The organism is Massilia sp. Leaf139, assembly GCF_001424165.1.
Taxonomy (GTDB): Bacteria; Pseudomonadota; Gammaproteobacteria; order Burkholderiales; family Burkholderiaceae_D; genus Telluria.
Window position 1 is genome coordinate 1 of record NZ_LMOJ01000016.1, and the last position, 15524, is coordinate 15524.

Here is a 15524-nt window from a genome sequence, read left to right on the forward strand (position 1 = left end):
AAGCTGGTGCGCTTCGGCCCGTCGGCCCTGTCGACCGAGGAACTGCAGCAAGTTCGCAACACGATGTCGACCGGTACCGGCTCGCAGGGCGGCTACACCGTCCAGACCGACGTCGCCAAGCARCTGATCGAAACCCTGAAGGCCTACGGCGGCATGCGCGGCGTGGCCGGCAGCATYACCACCGCCCAGGGCAACCCGCTGGGCTATCCGACTTCGGACGGCACCTCGGAAGAGGGCGAGTGGATCGCTGAGAACGCCCAGGCGTCGGCAGCTGACCCKAGCTTCGGCACCGTCGGCCTGAACGCGTTCAAGGCCAGCACGAAGATCATCACCATCCCGTTCGAACTGTTGCAGGACAGCTCGATCGACGTGATCGCGATGGTCAACAAACGCCAGCGCGATCGTCTGGGCCGCACGATGAACAAGGGCTTCACCGTCGGTACCGGCTCCGGCCAGCCGATGGGCTTCGTGCCTGCTGCCAGCGTCGGCAAGGCGGGCGCCACGGGCACCGCGACCGCGCCGACCTGGGAAGACCTGGTCGACCTGCAGGAATCGATCGACCAGGCCTACAAGGACGCTGGCACCTGCCGCTTCATGATGCACCAGCAGACCCGCAAGACGGTCCGCAAGCTGAAGGACGGCTCTGGCCGCCCGATCTGGGCTGAAGCGTACGAAGCCGGCATCAAGTCGGGCATCCCTGGGCTATGGCGACTTCTCGAAGTACATGATCCGCGACGTGCTCGACCTGATCCTGTTCCGCTTCGACGATTCGGCCTTCGCCTCGAAGGGCCAAGTCGGCTTCCTGGGCTGGGCGCGCGCCGGCGGCAACCTGCTGGATCCGAACGCCATCAAGGTGTTCCAGCACTCGGCAACCTAAYCGTAATCGGCGGCCGGCATGRTCGGCCGCCGTAACCTCATCAGGAGAACAACATGGCAGAAGCCAAAAAAGTGAAGGCGCGCGTCCTGATCGACTGCGAGCTGGGCAAGTGCAACGACGTGGTCGAGATCGACCCAGCGGAAGTGAAGGGCTTGGAAGGCGTCGTCGACGCGGCGCCGGCGGCGGTGAAGTACGCCGAATCGCTGAAGTAAGCGATGGGCCCGGCCACCACCGCGCTGCTCACGGAGTTGCGCGCGTGGGCGGCCGAGCCGGGTGCTGTCATGTACCCGGTGCAAACCACCCGCGGCCGCGTCATCGTCTACCCAGACGAAGTCGCTGGCCGCACCGATTCCCAGCTGGTCGCGCTGATCTGCGCACGGCTGAACCTGAATAAATAGCGAGGATTCCATGGCCGCAGCAAGCGACAATTTTGAAAATAAGTACATCGATTGGCTGCTGCGCGGTCAGGCCCTCGGTCTGGCCGGCGCGTCTGCCGGCGCAGGCTCGGGCCCGTCGCAAGTGTTCATTNTTTGAAAATAAGTACATCGATTGGCTGCTGCGCGGTCAGGCCCTCGGTCTGGCCGGCGCGTCTGCCGGCGCAGGCTCGGGCCCGTCGCAAGTGTTCATTAGCCTGAAGACGGCGGCGGACTCCGACGCCGCCCAGGGCGCCGAGGTATCGGGCGGCGGCTACGCGCGCGTAGCTGTTCCATCGGCCCTGGCGAACTGGGCTGGCACCCAGGGTGCGGGCAGCACCACGGTATCGAGCGGCTCCAGCGGCACCACGTCGAACAACAACGCCATCACCTTCCCCGCGCCGAGTGCATCCTGGGGACAGGTCGTCGGCTTCGGCGTGCACGATTCGCTGACCGGAGGTGTCGAGCTGTTCTACGCGGCGTTGGGCACGCCGAAGACGATCAACAACGGCGACCCGGCACCTTCGTTCCCCGCTGGCGCGCTGACCATTCAGGTGGACAACTAATCATGCTGACCCAGGCGCACATTGAAGCGCTGACAGCGCTGGCTGGGCGCCCGCTGACGGAAGACGATGCGGGCAAGCTCGATCCGCTCGTCGCGATGCGCAACGATACAGCGATCGCGATGATGNGCGCTGACAGCGCTGGCTGGGCGCCCGCTGACGGAAGACGATGCGGGCAAGCTCGATCCGCTCGTCGCGATGCGCAACGATACAGCGATCGCGATGATGCTGTCGGCTGGCCGCAAGAAGCACGGCCCGACGCAAATCGGCTCCGGCACCGTCATGGTGGTCTTCGGTACTCGCGGTGGCGCCTTCCTCGACGCGGTCGAGGTGCTGGGCGCTACTGATCGCAACGTCTACTGGGGCTTCGACCCTGTACGGCGGGGGGTACTCGATCTGNCAAGGAATTCGGCCCCGCCTTCATCACCACCACGCCGTCGGCGTTGGCGAACAGGAGCAGGCCGAGGCCCTCGCCCACCATCAGCACGAACAGGACGGTGACGCGGCTGTTCAATGGTGGTCTTCGGTACTCGCGGTGGCGCCTTCCTCGACGCGGTCGAGGTGCTGGGCGCTACTGATCGCAACGTCTACTGGGGCTTCGACCCTGTACGGCGGGGGGTACTCGATCTGGGCATACCTGCGGGCCGTGCACAGCTGGCGCGCCTCAAGGACGAAATGGTCGAATACGCAGCGGATCTGGACAAGCTGTTGATGGTTGGCGTGGTCGCCGATCCACTGCAGGTCGAGGTCGTGTCGCGCACATTGAACGAAGTCGAAGGAAGGATGGCCCTATGAGCGGCGAACGCATCACCGTGTGGGGAACCACCGTTAAAGTACTGGAGTCAGCCGGCCTGGCTATCGCCAACAGCGCTGTCGTCCAGGCAGCAGCGGCGACCTATTCGGTTGAGACGGACGGCGCCGGCTTCCCAGACGCCGACTTCGCCCTCTGTACGCCCGCCCGCTCGACGTCGACGGCACGAAGGATACGGACGTCCCGGAGGCCTCGCGCCCCACGCGCTATATCGGCTCCTTCCCCGTCAACAACGTGACCGGAGAGCAGGTGCTGTTGCTGGAAGCGTTCGGCCTACCGAGGCGCGCCGATTACTACGTCTACAACAGCGGAACGGGGCAGCAGCTTTCCGCCGGTTGGACGCTGAAAGTCACCCCGCGCACCGATAAACTGGCGTCTTAATCCATGGGCGCGATCACGCAATCGAGGCGAGGCCGAGCGCCACAGCGTCCGCACGCGCGCTCGCCGGTCGACTGGAGCAGCCTGTTCGCCCGCGACCTGGTGCTGTCGATCCGGCCCGGCATCGAGCGCGGCTACGACCCCGTATCGGGTCGGCTTCCAACGGTAGCTGGCGTTAAACCGACGCCTGGCCTGACGGGACTTGCTGGCGGTTTCGGTTCCACTTTCGGCACTGGCACCACTGCCGACCGCATGACCACCGTGCTGGCCGGCGCCTTCCCGGCCGCTGGACGCACTGTCGAAACCGAGKTYATTCGCAACGGCGCCGGCGGCGGCAATCTGGGCCGTCTGTTCGATAAGACGAACGGCAGCGCAGGCCAGTTCTTCAACTGGTGGAGYACGCTGGGCGCCATCGTTTATTCGTTCTACGCAGGAGGCGCCGAGCAGACCGTTTCCATTCCGGGCACGAGTGCGACCGGCGTGCTGCTGCGCGTGCGCGTGACCCACGAATACGCCAACGGCGTTTCGATCATCAACGCCTGGGTGAACGGCGTGCAGACCGTGTTCGGCACGGTCATCAATGGCACGCTGATGCGCGTGACCCACGAATACGCCAACGGCGTTTCGATCATCAACGCCTGGGTGAACGGCGTGCAGACCGTGTTCGGCACGGTCATCAATGGCACGCTGAACGACGCCGCGGCCACGCCGATGACCATCGGCAATCGCGCCTCGGACATGGCGCGCAGCTGGGACGGCTTGATCTTCTATGCGTTGGCGTGGAATCGCATCACGCCAGGCGAGGAAGTTGCTGTTTTCGACCCAGCCGCGCTCGAGCGCACGCCGGAACCGATGTTGGGCAATGGGGCGAGCCAGCCAGCGGCCGATACCACCTTGGCCGGCGCAGCTGCGGTGAGAGTTGCCGCCGGTGGCGTGTTGTCGACCGCAATCCAGCTATCCGGAGGTGCGGCATTACGGGCCACCACAACTGGCGCGCTTCTGACGTCAATTCCTCTCAGCGGCAATGCCGTTGCACGGGTCACTACGACCGGTGCCCTGGCTGCCGGGGCGGCTACGCTCGAAGGCGCAGCGCTGTTGCGCACGAACCTCTCGGGCGAGCTGGCGACCTCGATCACGCTGGCGGGTACCGCTGTTGCGCAGGTGAGCACCACCGGCGCGCTGGCCGAAACCGGAGTGTTGCTGTCAGGCGCCGCGGTTTCGACGGTGACCGCCGCGGGCGCACTGTTCACTGGTATCAGCCTGGCCGGCACGGCGGCATGCAGGACGAGTGTCGCCGGGAGCTTGGCGGGGTCAGCAGTCGCGCTGGAAGGATCGGTAACCTTACGAGCGCTCGTCAGCGGCGCGCTGGAAACGGGAATCATCCTTTCCGGCACCGTAGTGGCCCGCGCCAGCGCGGCCGGCGCGCTGCTTACCACAGTGCGGCTGTCCGGCGTCGCGCAGCAACGGATGGCGATCCTTGGCAGCTTAGGGGTGGGCATTCGATACGCCAGCGCTCCGGCTGGTTCCGGTTATACCCCACGTCGCATTGAGTCCCAGGCCCGGCCGGCACAAGTCGGCGGCGCCCGGCCAGCAGCAATAGAGAAAGCATACCGATGAGCAGAGTAAAAACGTCGGCGCCCGCGGCGCTGGCTGTAACAATGGCTATTGCCAAGCAGGCCTTGCGCATCGACGAGGACGATACGTCCCTCGACATGATGATCGGGATCTGGATTGCCGGTATCACGGCCGAGGCCGAAAAGCAGACCCACCGCGCTTTCGTCAACCGCGGCATGCGCATCACACTGGACGCCTTCCCTGATGCGATCAAGCTCAGCGCGCCGACGTTCAGCGTCGAGGCGGTTCGCTTCCTGGATCCCGACGGCGTAGAGCGTACGCTCGACCCAGCCGACTATTACGTCGACAAGGTCACGGTGCCGGCCTACATCGTGCCTGCGCGTGGGAAAACCTGGCCGGCGACGGAGGGGCACGTCAATGCGGTCACGGTCGAATACACGGCCGGATATGGGCCAGGCGCCGATACCGTTCCGCAGGAAGTACAGATGTACATCCTGGCGAAGTTACAGGTGCAATTCGAAAGCTCGACNCGAATACACGGCCGGATATGGGCCAGGCGCCGATACCGTTCCGCAGGAAGTACAGATGTACATCCTGGCGAAGTTACAGGTGCAATTCGAAAGCTCGACAGGCGCCGGCTCGTCGGTGGGCAAGCCGTTCAATGTCGAGTACCTGGATCGGCTGCTCGACGGCCTGTGGGTGCCCGGCCTATGACGATCGCAGCTCGACTGAACAAGCGCGTCGCGCTGCAACAGCTGGTTGCCGGCAAGGACGCCAGCGGCGCGCCGACCGAGGTATGGGCGAACGTGATCACGACCAGCGACGGCAAGATCTGGGCGGGCATCCGCGATTTGACCGGCCGCCAGTACGTGGTAGCCGGCGGCACGCAGAACGCCGTCCAGACCGAGATCGAGATACGGCACCGCGCCGGGATCGTCCCGGCTATGCGCGTCGTGCACGGCGCCGACGTCTACGACATCGAGGCGGTGCTCGACCAGCAAGGCAGGGCGCTCAAGTTGATGTGCAAAAAAGGGGTGGGCCGTGGCTGACACTATGAACGTTGAAGGCTTTAAGGAGCTGGCCGAAAACCTGAAGAAGCTCGGACCGCGGCTGGCGAAGAACGGGCTGCGCGCAGCGACCAGCGCAGGCGCGGCATTGATCCGAAATGAGGCGCGCAATCTGGCTCCGGTCGATACGGGCGAGATGAAGCGAGACATTCAGATCAAGCGTGAGCGTGAAGTTCGCGGCGGCGAGCTGGTCACGGCCAGCTACTCCGTCTATACCCGGGGCGGCAAAAAGTCCCGGCTCTCCGGCAAGGCGCGCAACGTCGACAAGGACAGCTTCTATTGGAAATTCGTCGAGTTCGGCACTGCGAAGATGCCGGCCCAGCCTTTCATGCGACCGGCCTTCGAGGCCAAAAAGGTGGCCGCTGTCGAAGCGATTGGTGAGAAACTCGACGAGCGTATTCAAGCGCACGCTGCTGACCTGGGGAGGGGCCAATGACCATCCTGGCTGCCTTCCTCGCCTTGGTCGACCCGATCATGGACGGCCGCGCTTACCGCGGCGTGGCGCCGGACGAAGTGCAGGCGCCCTACGCGGTGTTCGCCCGGGTTGCCAGCGTCGAAGGCCTCACGCTCGACGAGAACGGCGGCACCGACAACGAGAGCGAGACCCGGATCCAACTCGACATCTACGGCGCCGCCGGCGACGTCGACGCGCGGGCCGCAGCGGTTAAGGCCGCCCTCAAGACCTGGCACATCTCAAACGTTGTCCAGCTCGAGCTGGACAGCTACGAGCCAGAAGTGAAGCTGCACCGCACGATGCTCGACATCGCCACGATCCACCAGTAAAAACCGCATCACCCACCCACGCCGGCCGCCATGAGCGGTCATTTTTTTCGTCAAAAGGAAACACAATGTCCGGAATCTCCGCACAAGGCAGCACCCTGCACATGGCCACCGGTACCGGCGGCGCCAAGACCATCACCGCNATTTTTTTCGTCAAAAGGAAACACAATGTCCGGAATCTCCGCACAAGGCAGCACCCTGCACATGGCCACCGGTACCGGCGGCGCCAAGACCATCACCGCGATTTCGGTCGGCTTCCCGGCCATCGTGACCAGCAACGCCCATGGCCTGAACAACGGCGACGTCGTCGTCCTGGCTTCGGTTGTCGGCACGATGGGCGCGCTCCTCAACGGCACGCAGCGCGTCGTCGCCAACAAGACCGCCAACACCTTCGCGCTGCTGGACGCGGATACCACCGGTCTGACCTACACCTCCGGCGGCACCGCGACCCCGCAGACCTACACGAAGATCAACGGCCTGCTGTCGTTCGACGGCTTCGACGGCGCCGCCGACGAACTCGACACCACCGACCTGGACTCGACCGCGAAAGAGTTCGTGTCGGGCATTAAGGACGAGGGCAAGTTCGGTTTCGAGATCAAGACCCTGAAGACCGACGTCGGCCAGATTGCCCTGCGCGCGGCACGCACCAGCGGCGCGATCACGCCGTTCAAGCTGACCCTGCCGGACGGTAGCGTCGCCTCATTCAGCGCCCTCGTGAAGACCATGCCGACCGGCGGCGGCGTCAATGCCGTCCTGAAGGGCAAGGTCGACACGAAGATTTCCGGCCCTGTGAGCTGGGCATAACCATGGGTCTGCTCAACAAATCGGCAATCCTCGGGGCCGAAGACCTGAAGCACGAGGACGTGGAAGTCGCCGCTTGGGGCGGCACGGTGCGCGTGCGCATGATGACCGGAGCCGAGCGCGACGAGTTTCGCCAGATGGCGGCTCAGTTCGAAGACGGAATCCCTCCGGTTCGTTTTGCATCAGCCTTGTTGGCCCTGACCTGCATCGACGAAGCCGGCGTGCGCGTGTTCACCCTGGACGACCTCGAAGCGCTGGAAGCCAAGAGCGCAGGCTCGATCGATATTCCGGCAGCCGTGTCGATGCGCCTCAATGGCTTCGGCGCCCAAGCGATGGCAAGTGCGGAAAAAAACTCCGCGAGCAGCCAGAGCGACGATTCTGGTTCAGGCTCGCCCTCGCACTCGGAAGAACCGTAACGCAGCTGCAGGCCGAGATGACTTCGGCCGAGTTCACCGAATGGCAGGCCTATTACAGGCTGGAGCCCTTCGGTGAGGTTGTTGCGGACGAGCGGCACGGGGCTGCCCTGGCCTTGCACGCGAACCTAAATCGAGATTCTAAGACTCGGCCGAAGCCGTTCACGCCGGACGACTTCATCCCGTGGCGCGCGGCGCGCGAGAGCGACGAAGACGCGCCGATCCTGCTCGACGATGCAGAGGCGCAGTCGAACCTGATACGGGCCCAGCTTTTCGGGGTGCCGCCGAAATAACGTTTCAACATGCCCGCACAAGTCGCGGGCTTCAAATGGAGTAAGCATGTCACAGCTCGGGGCATTGACCGTCTCACTGGAGGCGAACATCGCCAGGTTCGTCAGCGACATGGGGCGGGCCTCACAGACGACCGAGCAGGCGATGAATCGCATCAACGGCGCTCTTGAGACCGTCAAGGGCGGATTGCAGGCGCTCGGCATCGGCGCGTCGGTGGGCGGCTTCGCCATGATCATCAAAGGCTCGATCGATGCAGCTGATAACCTGCGTGACATGTCGCAGAAGACGGGCCTCGCTGTCGAGGAGCTGAACGGCCTCGGCTTCGCGTCTGGCCAGGCCGGCGGCAGCCTGGAAGCGATGGCATCGGCGGCCGGCAAGCTGAACAAGTCGATCACTGAGGCTGCAGGCGGGAATGGTGAAGCAGCCGAGGCGTTCAAGGCACTGGGCATTTCCGTCAAGGACGCTGAGGGGAACCTGAAGAAAGCCGACGTCATCATGGCGGAGGTGGCCGACCAGTTCGCCAAGTATCAGGATGGGCCGGAAAAGGCGGCACTCGCGCTGCGCCTGTTCGGCAAGGCGGGCGCCGATATGATCCCGCTGCTGAACGACGGCGGCGACGCCATGCGCGAGAACATCGAGTATGCAAAGCGCTACAGCTTCGCTACCGCAGACCTGTCGAACGCTGCTGACAACTTTAACGACACGATGGGCAAGCTGGCGATCCAGCAGCGCGGCTTCATCAACCAGCTGTCCGCCGAGATGCTGCCTGTCCTGCAGAGCGTGGCGAACGCCATGCTCGAGACGTCCGAAAGGGCGAACGACCTGCACTCCTGGAGCAGCAAATTGTCAGGGGCCCTCACCGGCCTGACAGGCGTCGCGGTAACCGGCGCGTTCGTCTTCGACCAGTGGGGTATCAAACTGGGTGCAGCGGCTGCGAAGGCCGAGGCCCTGTCGAAACTGGACTTCAAGGGATTCCGCCAGATCAGCACCGAAGCCGAGGAGGATCTGGCGAACTCTCGCGGCGACTACCAGGTACTGCGAGGCGAGATCCGAAGCGGCGGAGCGAAAGACCGGTTTGCTGTCCCGTTCGCGACTGCCGAACGGATGATGGGGGAGGAGCGCGAGGTACTCGCCGCCCGCAATCAGATGCTGAACAAGTATCAAGGCGAGGGGCTGATCTCGCTGAAGGACGCAAACGCCGGACGCGTCGCGGCGCAAGCCGAGTACGTCGCAAACATGAAGGGCCTTTACGGCGCCGAGATCGCCATTCTGACGGCGAAGCAGAATGCCCCAACCACTTCGGAAGCGGCCAAGAAGGAAATTCAGAGCCAGATCGATGGTCTGTACCGGACGCAGGCGCTTGTCGGTACTGACAAACCAGCGGCGCCGAAGTTGCCGCCGACCGCGCCGAAGGAAACGGAAGCGGACAAGCAAGTCAAGGCAGGCGCAAAGCTGGTAGCCGGGCTAAAGCTGCAGGATGAGGCCTTTGGGTTGTCTGGCGCCGAGCTGCTGAAGTACCAGCTGCAGTACGAAAAAATGCCTCAAGTCTACAAGGACGAGGCGGTCGCGTATCAGAAAAACATCGACGCGAAGAAAGCAGCAGAGGGATTGCGCACCAGCCAGCAGGACGCGCTCCAGAAATTCGAAGACGATGCGAAACGCGAGGCGGAGCAGAACGCGGCAAACGTCGAGCAGATCCGCATGAGCCTGATGAGCGAGATCGAAGCCGAGCAGTTCGCGCACGACGCCAGGCTCGAAGCAATTCGCAATTTCGGCGCCGCGAAGCTTGAGAACGTGGCCCAGGCGAACGCAATGATCGAGGCCGAGACAGCCCGGCATGAGGCAGTGCTGGCGGATATGGATCAGCGTCGGGCTGACCAGAAGATGATGCTCGACATGCAGGTGATGCAACAGGCCGGCGGTGTAGCCGACCAGATGTATGCGATGCTCAAGCAGGCTGGTCTGGAACAAACGGCCCTCGGCAAGGCTGCATTTTTGGCCAGCAAGGCGATCGCGGTCGCACAAATCATCATGCAAACAAACGTCGCAGCCGCCTCCGCCCTGGCGCTTCCGCCCATCGGTCTCGGCCCGGTCGCAGGCCTCGGACTGGCAAGCACGATCAAAGCACTCGGTTACTCGAGCGCGGCGATGACGGCTGGTCTGGGACTTGCTGAGGCGTCGGCAGCTGGTGGATACGACATCCCCGAAGGGGTGAACCCTGTCGTTCAGACGCACGCCAAGGAAATGATCCTGCCGCGTGCCCAAGCTGAAGTAATCCGCGGCTTGGCCGCGCGCGGCGGCGCCGGCGGATTCGGCGGCCAGCTCACCCAGACCATCCACATCAACATCGACGGGAAGACCGACATGGCCGAGAACCGCAGGCTGATCGGTCGACAAGCTCAGCAGGGCAGGAAAGATCTGATGGCAATTATCAACGTACCAACCGGCCTCTCGGTGGCCAGCCAGAGCTGGGGCCAGCGCCGCATGGACGCTGAGTTCCGGTCGGTCTTCGGCGCCCAGGCCATCGAGGGCAGTGCGCCGCTTTGGGAGACGACGATCACGGCCAGCCTGAAACGCACCGAGCTGTGGCAGGTGCTGATGATGCAGCTGCGCGGCCGGACGAACCAGCTAGCCCTGTGGAACTTTGGCCGACCTGTCCCTCGCGGCACGATGCGCGGAGCGATGACGGCGGGCGCGACCGCCCAGGGCGCCACGTCGATGACGGTCACGGCGTCCGGCCAGGCGAGCAAGACGCTGCTGGCCGGCGACCTGCTCGGCTTCGGCGCCGGCCTGACGCAGCAGGTGGTGATGGTCACGGCCGACGCCACCTCGAATGCGTCTGGCGTCATCACGGTCAGCTTCGAGCCCGCGCTGCGCAGTGCGCTCTCGGCCGGCGCCGCGGTTACGTGGGATCGGCCAAAGGCGCTGTTCCGCCGCACCGAATCGAAGGCAGGCTGGGAGCATGAGCCAGGCGGCATCGTCAGGGGCATGAGCATCAGCTTGCTGGAAGACTGGCGACCGTAAAGTCTCACCAATCACCCCCGGGCCCTCACGCAGGGGCCTCTTCTTTTTGAGATCAGGAACCGATGACCACTGCAGCGCAGAACGCGGAGCTGGCTAAGCCGGTCACGCGCACCGTCTACTTTGTCGAATTCCAGTTCGGCTCCGCCACATCGCGCCTCTCGACCGCGAACATTCCGCTGGTGTGGGGTGGCTTCGAGTGGTCAGGCGTCGGCACTCTCGGCTCGATCGGCACAGTCGAGGAATCGGACGGCCTTGAATCTCGGCCGCTGAACTTCACGATCAACTCCGCCCAGCCGGCCTGGCTGTCGCTGGCCGTGGGCTCGGTCGAGGAATACCGCGGGCGGGCGGCCAAGATGTACATGTGCCCGCTCAACGAGGACTTCCAGATGGTCGGCACGCCGGAGCAGTGCTGGTCGGGAGTGATGGACACGCTCAACGTCGGCGTGAACGATGAGTCCGGGTCGATCACGCTCCGGTGCGAGAGATCGGAAGAGCGTCTCGGCCGCTGAACTTCACGATCAACTCCGCCCAGCCGGCCTGGCTGTCGCTGGCCGTGGGCTCGGTCGAGGAATACCGCGGGCGGGCGGCCAAGATGTACATGTGCCCCCTCAACGAGGACTTCCAGATGGTCGGCACGCCGGAGCAGTGCTGGTCGGGAGTGATGGACACGCTCAACGTCGGCGTGAACGATGAGTCCGGGTCGATCACGCTCCGGTGCGAGACGAGCGCCTATGGATTGAAGCGCCGCCCGGCGNGAGTGATGGACACGCTCAACGTCGGCGTGAACGATGAGTCCGGGTCGATCACGCTCCGGTGCGAGACGAGCGCCTATGGATTGAAGCGCCGCCCGGCGATGCGCCTGAATGCGGCGCAGCATAAGAAAGTCAATCCGACGGACACCGGCCTCGACTACCTCAACGACCTGGTCGCCAAGCCGACCGTCTGGCTGTCCGCCTGGTTCCAGAAGCAGCGATGAAACTCCACGCTACCTCAACGACCTGGTCGCCAAGCCGACCGTCTGGCTGTCCGCCTGGTTCCAGAAGCAGCGATGAAACTCCACGACTACATCACAGGCCACCTGGGTCGCCCATTCGAATGGGGGAAGCACGACTGCGTGCTATTCGCCGTCGGCTGGCTGGAGCAGACGACCGGCCGGGATTTCCTCGGCCCGTACAAGCCCTGGGGGAGTGCGATCGAAGCCGCGCGCAAGGTCGCGAAGGCCGGCGGCCTCGATCTGCTCTTTGACCAGCAGTTGGCCCCTATTAATCCCCACCGCGCCGTCGACGGCGACTTAGCGATTATTCGCGGCACCGCGTACCTGTTCAGCGGAGCGCACGTGGTCTCGGTCGGCGAGGAAGGGCTCGTGTTCAAGGATCGGCTCGAAGCGGCGTATGCCTGGAGCCACCAAATTCAAAAGGAAGAAGCCTAATGCCACCAGCAGTCGCAGCGTTTGCCGCGTGGGCGGGCATGTCGATCACTGCCGCCTATGTGACCGTCGCCTCCGTCATCATCAGCGCCGGCACCGCCATCTACGGCGCCGCCCAGGCCAGGAAGGCCGAGCGCGCCGCCGCAGGCACGGCCGTCAATACGGCGATGAAGGATCGCATGGTCACAAGTGTGGCCACCGAGGCGCCGCACCGCTACATCTACGGCCGGGCCAAGGTGGGCGCCGACGTCGTGGCGATGTTCACGACCGGCGACAAGGATCAGTTCCGCCACCTGGTGTGCGTACACGCGATGCACGAGTGCGACGCGATCGAGGAAGTTTGGGTCAACAACGTGCTGGTCGAGTCTCTGGATGCATCCGGCGACCCGACGTCCGGCCGCTTCGCCGTCCAACCAAACCGCGACATCGAGGAGGAGCAGAAGNCACGCGATGCACGAGTGCGACGCGATCGAGGAAGTTTGGGTCAACAACGTGCTGGTCGAGTCTCTGGATGCATCCGGCGACCCGACGTCCGGCCGCTTCGCCGTCCAACCAAACCGTGACATCGAGGAGGAGCAGAAGGTCGGCCCGAGCTTTACGCTGTCCTACTTCCCGCGCGCCGGTTCGGTCTGGGTGTTCGCCGGCAGCGGCGCGGGCATGCAGCCTGTGACCGTGAACAACGTCGTCGGCCGCACCGTGAACATCGCCCAGGACGGCCCGGTCACGGTCACCTACGAGCGCGATGTGCGCAGCAAGATGTCCGACACGGTCGACCAGTCGACCACGCCGGCGGCGACAAACCCNGCCCAGGACGGCCCGGTCACGGTCACCTACGAGCGCGATGTGCGCAGCAAGATGTCCGACACGGTCGACCAGTCGACCACGCCGGCGGCGACAAACCCTGTCGTCCGCGTTCGGAAGCACCTGGGCGGCGCCAGCGACGTGGCCGACACCTACCTGCGCTCGATGGTGGGCGATCAGTGGCCGTCCACGGCCGTGCTGCGCGGTCTGTGCTACACCGTGATCACCCTGGATCTGAATCACCAGGAGTTCCAGGGTGGCCTGGTGCCGATCCATGCTGTCATCCGCGGCCGCAAGCTGTACGACCCGCGCGACGGCCAGACCCGGTGGTCGCAGAATCCGGCGCTGGTGATCCGCGACTACCTGACGTCGCCCCTGTGCGGCGTGCCTGCTGCCGACCTGCCGACGGCGCAATTCATCGCCGCGGCGAACGTGTGCGACGAGGCGTCGCCGACCGGCGGTGCGCGCTACACGATCAACGGCACGGTTACGTCCGACCAGGGCCAGGCAGGCGTGCTCGAGTCGATGACCCAGGCCATGGCCGGCGGCCTGGTCGCGACCACCTGGGACATCTACGCGGGCAAGTACATCGCCCCGGTGATGGCGCTCCAGCAGGAGGACATCGTCGGCAGCCTGTCGATCACGCCGGGTGTGTCGGACGCGAGCGTCTACAACGGCGTGAAGGGCCAGTACATCGGGCCGGAAAACAAGTACGTCCAGACGGACTTCAAGCCGTACCAGAACGCGGTCTACCGCGAGAACGACGGCCGCGACCTGTACACGAACATCGATTTCCCGTTCACGGAATCGCTGCAGCGCGTGACCAACTTGGCGCGCATCTTCACCGAGGATCAGCGCAACGGCTACACCATCAAGGCGGAGTTCAGCCTGAAGGCCTGGCCGCTAAAGGTGGGCCAGCGCGTCACGTTCACGAGCAAGGTGTTCGGCCAGACCAACAAGGTGTTCCGCATCACCGACAAGGCGTACGCGCCGAACTCGGCCGTGCAGCTCACCCTGAAGGAGGACGACGCGAGCATCTGGGATTACGCGGATGCGACGGTCATCGACAGCACGCCGAACAGCGATCTGCCCGATCCGTGGAAGATCGACCCGCTGGCGTCGATCTCGTGCGCGTCAGGCGAGGCCGCGCTGCTGCGCCAGGCGGACGGCTCGACCGTGCCGCGCATCCTGGTGTCGTGGCCGGCGCTGGCCAATCCTGTCGGGCAGCAGGTCGAGATCGAGTGGCGCGCCATCTCGTCCGAGGCCTGGACTCGCACCACCGTCGCAGCCACCGAGACACAGGCGTACCTTTCGCCGATCACGCCGGGCTTCTTCTACCTGGTGCGCGCGCGCGTCTGGAATCCGTACCTGAACACGCGCTCCCAGCAGGTGGCGACCGTGTACCAGGTCGAGCTGTTTACCGCTATGGCAACGGTCTATATGTACGCGGCCGACAAACCGGCGACGCCGGCGGGTGCGGCAAGCTACGACTGGCCGACAGGTACCTTCGGGGCGGCGCCAGCTGNTGGCAACGGTCTATATGTACGCGGCCGACAAACCGGCGACGCCGGCGGGTGCGGCAAGCTACGACTGGCCGACAGGTACCTTCGGGGCGGCGCCAGCTGGCTGGAGCCTAACCGAGCCGACGGCTCCCAGCGGCGGCGACGTGACGCTGTGGGCTGCCGTGGTGGCCATCTCCGACATCAGCGACGTGCTGTCGCCGTTCGACTGGGGGCAGGCGGACGTGGTCAACATCGGCTATGCTCCGGCGGCGTCGGGCCAGGGGCCGGCGGGCTACAGCAACGCGCGCGTCTTTGCCTACCAGCGGAAGGCGACGGCGCCGAGCGGCACGCCAGGCGCGGCGCAAGCGGGCGACCGCAAGCGCCAGGGCGGCATGCCGNCTATGCTCCGGCGGCGTCGGGCCAGGGGCCGGCGGGCTACAGCAACGCGCGCGTCTTTGCCTACCAGCGGAAGGCGACGGCGCCGAGCGGCACGCCAGGCGCGGTGAACTATGATTTCACGACGGGCAGCATCACGACCGCGTCGCTGCTGAATGGCTGGCAGAAGACCATCCCAGCGTCGGACGGAAACCCGCTGTACGTGACGTCGGCCAGCGCGAGCGCCGCCGGTACCACGGACACGATCGCGTCTGGCGAATGGTCGGGCGCGGTCGTGCTGGCGTACGACGGCGGCGCTGGCACGCCTGGGCTGAACAGCGCGACGATCACGCTGTACCAGCGCACGGCCAGCGCGACGGCGCCGGCGAAGCCCTCGGCAGCCTGCACCTATACGTTCGCCACTGGC

The 15524-nt window shown here is 64.9% G+C and carries 16 protein-coding genes and 1 pseudogene; all 17 read left to right on the forward strand.

From position 1 onward, the window contains the following. The first annotated feature begins 6 nt into the window (after nt 1-6). Nucleotides 7-877: pseudogene (locus ASF77_RS11255) on the forward strand (phage major capsid protein). A gap of 53 nt (nt 878-930) precedes the next feature. Next, nucleotides 931-1089 (forward strand): hypothetical protein, encoded by a 159-nt coding sequence (locus ASF77_RS24275; RefSeq protein ID WP_156648854.1) that lies wholly within the window; start codon nt 931-933, stop codon nt 1087-1089. A 3-nt stretch (nt 1090-1092) separates the two neighbouring features. After that, nucleotides 1093-1275 carry a hypothetical protein gene (locus tag ASF77_RS11260; RefSeq protein ID WP_056339095.1) on the forward strand — a complete coding sequence of 61 codons (183 nt, stop codon included), beginning with the start codon at nt 1093-1095 and terminating at the stop codon, nt 1273-1275. A 1091-nt stretch (nt 1276-2366) separates the two neighbouring features. Next, nucleotides 2367-2648, forward strand: coding sequence for a hypothetical protein (locus ASF77_RS11275; protein ID WP_056339102.1), 282 nt, complete (start codon nt 2367-2369; stop codon nt 2646-2648). 265 nt (nt 2649-2913) lie between these two features. Continuing rightward, nucleotides 2914-3045 carry a hypothetical protein gene (locus ASF77_RS25110; protein ID WP_267875197.1) on the forward strand — a complete coding sequence of 44 codons (132 nt, stop codon included), beginning with the start codon at nt 2914-2916 and terminating at the stop codon, nt 3043-3045. A 3-nt stretch (nt 3046-3048) separates the two neighbouring features. Continuing rightward, nucleotides 3049-4659 carry a hypothetical protein gene (locus tag ASF77_RS11280; protein WP_156648855.1) on the forward strand — a complete coding sequence of 537 codons (1611 nt, stop codon included), beginning with the start codon at nt 3049-3051 and terminating at the stop codon, nt 4657-4659. A gap of 41 nt (nt 4660-4700) precedes the next feature. Then, the coding region (locus tag ASF77_RS25260; RefSeq protein WP_373961846.1) for a hypothetical protein at nt 4701-5146 on the forward strand (446 nt) is incomplete at its 3' end. A 181-nt stretch (nt 5147-5327) separates the two neighbouring features. Further along, complete coding sequence (locus ASF77_RS24905) at nt 5328-5666, forward strand: phage head closure protein (protein WP_229445392.1); 339 nt, start codon at nt 5328-5330, stop codon at nt 5664-5666. Between the two features lie 4 nt (nt 5667-5670). Next, a complete protein-coding gene (locus ASF77_RS11290) occupies nt 5671-6120 on the forward strand; it encodes an HK97-gp10 family putative phage morphogenesis protein (protein ID WP_056339109.1) in 450 nt (149 codons plus the stop codon). Next, on the forward strand, nt 6117-6467 hold the full coding sequence (locus ASF77_RS11295) for a DUF3168 domain-containing protein (RefSeq protein ID WP_056339110.1): 351 nt from the start codon (nt 6117-6119) through the stop codon (nt 6465-6467). Before ASF77_RS11290 ends, ASF77_RS11295 begins: the two co-directional genes overlap by 4 nt. 165 nt (nt 6468-6632) lie before the next feature. Then, the gene (locus ASF77_RS11300; protein WP_056339112.1) at nt 6633-7268 is read left to right on the forward strand and encodes a phage tail tube protein; all 636 of its coding nucleotides are present in this window, start codon (nt 6633-6635) and stop codon (nt 7266-7268) included. Nucleotides 7269-7270: 2 nt separating this feature from the next. Next, a complete protein-coding gene (locus ASF77_RS11305) occupies nt 7271-7681 on the forward strand; it encodes a hypothetical protein (RefSeq protein ID WP_056339114.1) in 411 nt (136 codons plus the stop codon). A 17-nt stretch (nt 7682-7698) separates the two neighbouring features. Next, on the forward strand, nt 7699-7971 hold the full coding sequence (locus tag ASF77_RS11310) for a hypothetical protein (protein WP_056339116.1): 273 nt from the start codon (nt 7699-7701) through the stop codon (nt 7969-7971). A 46-nt stretch (nt 7972-8017) separates the two neighbouring features. Next, complete coding sequence (locus ASF77_RS11315; RefSeq protein ID WP_056339118.1) at nt 8018-10993, forward strand: phage tail tape measure protein; 2976 nt, start codon at nt 8018-8020, stop codon at nt 10991-10993. Between the two features lie 62 nt (nt 10994-11055). Beyond that, nucleotides 11056-11502, forward strand: coding sequence for a hypothetical protein (locus ASF77_RS11320; protein WP_056339120.1), 447 nt, complete (start codon nt 11056-11058; stop codon nt 11500-11502). Between the two features lie 539 nt (nt 11503-12041). Then, the gene (locus ASF77_RS11330; protein WP_056339124.1) at nt 12042-12422 is read left to right on the forward strand and encodes a hypothetical protein; all 381 of its coding nucleotides are present in this window, start codon (nt 12042-12044) and stop codon (nt 12420-12422) included. Next, nucleotides 12422-12862 (forward strand): hypothetical protein (locus ASF77_RS11335; protein ID WP_229445393.1); only part of this gene is annotated, 441 nt, incomplete at its 3' end. The genes ASF77_RS11330 and ASF77_RS11335, both read left to right, overlap by 1 nt. Nucleotides 12863-15524: the final 2662 nt, after the last annotated feature.